This window comes from Amycolatopsis rhizosphaerae (assembly GCF_007713715.1).
Taxonomy (GTDB): domain Bacteria; phylum Actinomycetota; class Actinomycetes; order Mycobacteriales; family Pseudonocardiaceae; genus Amycolatopsis_E; species Amycolatopsis_E rhizosphaerae.
Genome location: NZ_VJWX01000846.1, coordinates 1 through 1393, shown reverse-complemented (window position 1 = coordinate 1393; position 1393 = coordinate 1). Strand labels below are relative to the sequence as shown.

General features: G+C 70.4%; 2 protein-coding genes. One reads left to right on the top strand and one right to left on the bottom strand.

Annotated elements, in window-relative coordinates; all coding sequences use genetic code 11:
• On the bottom strand, positions 1–919 hold a 919-nt coding region (locus FNH05_RS37355; protein ID WP_144593535.1), incomplete at its 3' end, for a protein kinase domain-containing protein.
• Between the two features lie 132 nt (positions 920–1051).
• On the opposite strand from FNH05_RS37355, the gene FNH05_RS37350 reads away from it, so the two are divergent.
• On the top strand, positions 1052–1393 hold a 342-nt coding region (locus FNH05_RS37350), incomplete at its 3' end, for an Rv2175c family DNA-binding protein (protein WP_144593534.1).

The window sequence follows — 1393 nt, the reverse complement described above, 5'->3', positions numbered from 1 at the left end:
GTGTGGGAGTGGGAGTGGGTGCCGCCTTCGGGGCCGGAACGGGGATCGGCACCGGTTCGAGACCGAGGGAGGCCCGCACCCGCCGCAGCTCCTCCAGGAAGGCACCCGCGTCCGCCGGGCGGCCCTCCTGGTCACGGCGGGTCGCCCGCAACACCAGCTCGTCCACCTCGGGCGGGAGTCCTGGCGTGCTCTCGCCGGGGGCGGGCACGTCGTCGTTGACGTGGCGGTACGCGACGGAAATCGCGGTGTCGGCGGTGTAGGGCACCTGCCCGGTCAGCATCTCGTACAGCACGATGCCCGTGGAGTACACGTCACCGCGTTCGGCGGCCATCCCGGTGGTCACCTGCTCCGGGGAGAGGTAGGCGACCGTGCCGAGAATGATGCTGGAACTGGTCGTACCGGAGCTGGCGACCGCGCGCACCAGCCCGAAGTCCGCCACCTTGACCACTCCGGTTGGCGGGGTGCCCGCCTGCCCGATCAGCACGTTCTCCGGCTTGACGTCGCGGTGGACCAGGCCGGCCTGGTGGGCCGCGGCCAGCGCGGCGAGCATCTGCTCGGCCACGCTCAGCGCGAGCGGGACCTCGAGGCGGCCCCGTTCGTCGAGCAGGTCACGCAGGGTGCCGCCCGCGACGAGCTCCATCACCAGGAAGATATGTGCTCCGTCGACGCCCTGGTCGTGCACGGTCACCACGTTCGGATGGTGCAGACGGGCCGCCGAGCGTGCTTCGCGCTCGAACCGGTCGACGAACGACCGGTCGTCGGCGAACCGCGGGTCCATGATCTTGATGGCGACCGGACGGTCCAGCCGGGTGTCGGCCCCGCGGTACACCGAGGACATGCCGCCCCTGGCGATCAGGGCGTCGACGCGGTAACGCCGCTCGAGGAGCGTTCCGGCCAGGCTGGCGTCGGTGGGTGTCACGGTGGGGATCGTACGGATACGCGCGCCCCCGGCGGACACAGCCCATGATCAACTTGGCGCTCCGTCGAAGTTTCGTCACGGCGCCGGTGCGATAGTGCACCCCTGGCCGCGCCATATGGCACAGTGTCAGCTGTGAGTGCGATTCCAGTCGCTGATGACGTACTTGGCCCGGAGGTCACCCTGCTCCCGCTGGCCGAGGTCGGCGCGGTCATGGGCCTGTCGGTCAACAAGGTGCGGCAGTTGTTGCGGGACGGCCAGCTGATCGCCGTCCGCCGGAGCGGCGATCTGTGCGTGCCCGCGGACTTCCTCGCCGGTGCCGTGCCGGTGAAGGGCCTGAACGGGCTGCTGACCGTACTGGCGGATGCCGGGTTCAGCCGCACGGAGATGCTGCGGTGGCTCTACAGCGAGGACGAAACCCTCCCCGGCGCCACCCCGATCAACGCGCTGCGCACCAACCACGGCACCGAGGTCAAG